4 protein-coding genes are annotated in these 3,774 nt (G+C 65.2%); 2 read left to right on the top strand and 2 right to left on the bottom strand.

Translation table 11 applies throughout. The features are described from left to right. On the bottom strand, positions 1–626 hold a 626-nt coding region (locus AC1VAN_RS14635), incomplete at its 3' end, for a M16 family metallopeptidase (protein ID WP_480986067.1). Positions 627–1,031: 405 nt separating this feature from the next. Here AC1VAN_RS14635 and AC1VAN_RS14630 point away from each other — a divergent pair. After that, positions 1,032–1,508 (top strand): XAC0231 family protein, encoded by a 477-nt coding sequence (locus AC1VAN_RS14630; RefSeq protein ID WP_025875859.1) that lies wholly within the window; start codon positions 1,032–1,034, stop codon positions 1,506–1,508. 70 nt (positions 1,509–1,578) lie between these two features. Beyond that, on the top strand, positions 1,579–2,058 hold the full coding sequence (locus AC1VAN_RS14625; RefSeq protein WP_032978095.1) for a tRNA (cytidine(34)-2'-O)-methyltransferase: 480 nt from the start codon (positions 1,579–1,581) through the stop codon (positions 2,056–2,058). Positions 2,059–2,527: 469 nt separating this feature from the next. Here AC1VAN_RS14625 and AC1VAN_RS14620 read toward each other — a convergent pair. Further along, on the bottom strand, positions 2,528–3,774 hold a 1,247-nt coding region (locus tag AC1VAN_RS14620), incomplete at its 5' end, for a sensor histidine kinase (RefSeq protein ID WP_480986066.1).

Raw genomic sequence — 3,774 nt, 5'->3', positions numbered from 1 at the left:
GCGTTGAGATCGTTCATCGAGCCGATCACGCTGTGGTGGTACGGGTGGCCCACCGGATACAGCGCGCGGTTGAGCTGTTCCCACACCTGGCCATAGGGCTGGTTCTCGCCCTGGCGCTTCTCGTTCTGCACCACGCCACGCTGTTCGTCGAGCGCAGCCTGGTCGATCGCGCCCACCAGATGGCCCATGCGGTCCGATTCCATCCACAGCGCCATGTCCAGCGCGGTGGTCGGCACGTTCTCGAAATAGTTGGTGCGGTCGGTATTGGTGGTGCCGTTCTGGCCGGTCGCACCCACCTGCTTGAAGGGTTCGAAGTACTCGCCGTCGTGGTTCTCGCTGCTCTGGAACATCAGGTGTTCAAACAGATGCGCGAAGCCGGTGCGACCGGCGGGCTCGTCCTTGCTGCCGACGTGGTACCAGATGTTGACCGCAACGATCGGTGCCTTGCGATCGGTATGCACCACCACGCGCAGGCCGTTGGGCAGGGTGAACTGCTCGAACGGGATATCGACCTTGCTGGTCGCGGCCGGCTTGGCCGCCAGCGCGTAGGTCGGCGCGAGCGTGCCGAGGGCAGTACTGAGAGCAACAGCGAGCAGCGCGGCGCGCGGGCGCAGGGTGAGCGACATATCCGGGTCCTTGGTCACGAAGGTGAATCCCGATCCTAGCGCGGGCGTGCGGCCACCGGTATCGGCCACCAGTCACTGGGGGTGATCGGCCCCATCGGCCTTCGTGATTGGCCGTCCCCGGGTCACGAACGGTGGTGATTCACGTCCGGACAGTGTCCGCAGCCCCCCGAATGGACAGGTGTCCGCCCTGCGGACACTTTCGGTGAGTCATAAAACCCTTATGAATCAACGACTAAAAGTTGGCACGGGGATTGCTTCGTACTTCCTGCGCCAGGAAGGGCTTCAGACGAAAGCTGACTGAAGACTGAACAAAAGCAGGAAATCGAAAATTCCGCTTGCATCCCCAGAACTGGTGTTCTACCTTACTACCACACCACTGATCACCAACACTAAACAGGCCCCGTCATGAACGCCAAGACCATTGCCATCGCCATCGCCCTGATCGCCGGCACCGCGGTTGTTTCGTCGGTGCAGGCCTCCGAATCCATCAAGACCCTGTCCACCGTGCAGGTCCGCCCGGCCGCCGACCAGCTGGTCCAGCAGGCCTGGGAACAGGCCAGCGGCATCCCGACCCTGGCCACTGTCGAAGTGCGCCCCAGCGTCGACCAGCTGGCCGAGCGCGACGGCTTCATCGCCAGCCCGGTCGCCGCCGCGCTGCCGATCACCACCCTGGCCTCGGTTGAAGTGCGCCCGAGCCTGGAGCAGCGTGTCGCCCTGGCTGCCGAGCAGGAAGCCCAGCGCTACGCCGCCACCCTGGCAGCGGCCGCCACCAGCGTCGCCAACCAGGTGATCGTCAACCTGCCGGCCCTGCAGGTGCGTCCGAGCGCCGCCCAGCTGCAGGCCTTCGCTGCCGAAACCGCCCAGGTCCTGCTGCGCCCGTAAGCGACGTCCGCCCTGCCCCGCGCGGGGCGTGCGTCGTAAAGGCGGCCGCCGTCGCAGGTACACTGCGCCGATGAATGCCGCGCCCCAGTTCCACGTGATCCTGTTCCAACCGGAAATCCCGCCCAACACGGGCAATGTGATCCGGCTCTGCGCCAACACCGGCGCGCAGCTGCACCTGGTCGAGCCGCTCGGCTTCGCACTGGAAGACAAGCAGCTCAAGCGCGCCGGCCTGGACTACCACGAGTACTCGCGCCTGCAGGTGCATCCGGACCTGGACACTGCGCTGGCGCGGATCGCACCGAAGCGGTTGTTCGCCCTGAGTACGCGTGCCAGCGTCCGCTATGACAGCGTGGCGTTCGACGACGGTGATGCCTTCCTGTTCGGCCCGGAAAGTCGTGGCCTGCCGCAGGACGTGCTTGATGCCCTGCCCGATGGTCGCCGGCTGCGCCTGCCGATGCGGCCGGACAACCGCAGCCTCAACCTGTCCAACACCGTTGCGGTGGTGATGTACGAGGCGTGGCGCCAGCATGGGTTTGCCGGCGGCGCGTGAGGCCATGCTTCTCCCTTGCGCCCGATTGCTGAAGCGCGCGCATGCGTTCATGGGCGTTACTTTTCTTTCCGCGCGGAAAGAAAAGTAACCAAAAGAAACGCGCCGCCATCCGCGAGCCGGTGCTGCGCACCGGTACCCTGCGYTCCTCGGYCCGYCGGGGACGGCGCGGAACTCGCTGCGCTCAGACACCCGCGCCTCTYCGCCCYCGCCGGMCCTGCGGTGCTCGGCTCGCTTSAAGGCGGACCCAAGTCAAARGCCRCAGCTGCACCCAGTAGATCCACGCCATGCGTGGATGCTTTTGCTCTGCTTCTCGAGTCCGTCTTGAAGCGAGCCGAGCACCGATGCGCAGCACGACGGCTCGCGGTCGGCGGAACGCTTCTTCTGGTTACTTTTCTTTGCGTACAAAGAAAAGTGACACCCATGAACAATGCTCAACCTTCAGCCATCAACAGAGGAAGGAAGAACAAACCTACCCCACCGGCAACAGGATCGACACACACAGCCCGCCGTCGGTGCGGTTCTGCAGTGACACGCGACCACCGTGCGCCTCGACGATCTCGCGGGTGAGGGCCAGCCCCAGCCCGGTGCCGTTGCGCTTGGTCGAATAGAACGGCATCAGCGCATTCTGCAGCACCTGCTCGTTCATGCCCTTGCCGCGGTCCAGCACATCCAGCCGCAGCCACTGCGGCAGCCGGGTCAGCTGCACCTGCACGTCGTCGTTGGGCGGATCGGCTTCGGCGCAGGCCTCGTGTGCATTCTTCAGCAGGTTGAGCAGGGCCTGGCCGAACTGGGCGATGTCGATCCGGCTGCTCAGTTCCTCGTCAGGTGCACGCTCCATCGTGAACGGAATCTGCTGGCACAGGCTGGACAGGAACGGCGCCCAGTGCACGGTCTGCAGCTGCGGYTGCGGCAGCTTGGCGAAACGCGCGTAGCCKCGGATGAAGCCTTCCAGRTGGCGKGCGCGGTCTTCGATGGTGGTGAAGATCTCCGGCAGCCGGTCGAAGCGTTCGCGCTTGACCAGTTCGCCGCCGGAGTGCGCCAGCGATGCGATCGGCGCCAGCGAGTTGTTGAGTTCGTGGCTGATCACCCGGATCACCTTCTTCCAGGTCTGTACTTCCTGCCGGCGCAGTTCGGCAGTGAGCTGGCGTACCAGCAGCAGGTCATGCGGGCGGCCGTTGAGCTGGAACGCGCGCCGCGACAGGTGATAGACCTGTTCGTCGTCCTCGTCGCCTTCCACGCCGTCTTCGCTTTCCGACTTCACCGCAAACAGGCTGTCGCCGCCGCGGCCGATGGCATCACGCAGTTCCACCGGCAGCTGCTCGAGCACGTCTTCCATGCGCTGGCCTTCCAGCTTCCAGCCGCTGTGCAGCAGCTTGCGCGCGGCCAGGTTGGAGAACACCACGCGGGAAATGCCATCGCCACCGGCGGCGATCAGCAGCATCGCCACCGGGGTGTTCTGCACCATGGTGTCCAGCAGCAGTTCGCGCTGCACCAGGCCCTGGCGTTGTGCGCGCAGCACTTCCCCCAGCTCGCGGTGTGCCTGCACCAGATCGCCCAGTTCATCATTGCCGGGCCAGTAGATGCCGAAGTTGTACTCACCGTCGCGGTAGCTGCTGGTGGTCCCGGACAGCGCCCGCATCAACGAGCGCACCGGTGCGGTGGCGCGGCGCAGCGTCCACCACATCAATGACAGCAGGATGATCGTGGAGACCGTGG

Source organism: Stenotrophomonas sp. 05L44_2, from assembly GCF_056665995.1.
This window is presented reverse-complemented; position numbering and strand designations above follow the sequence as displayed.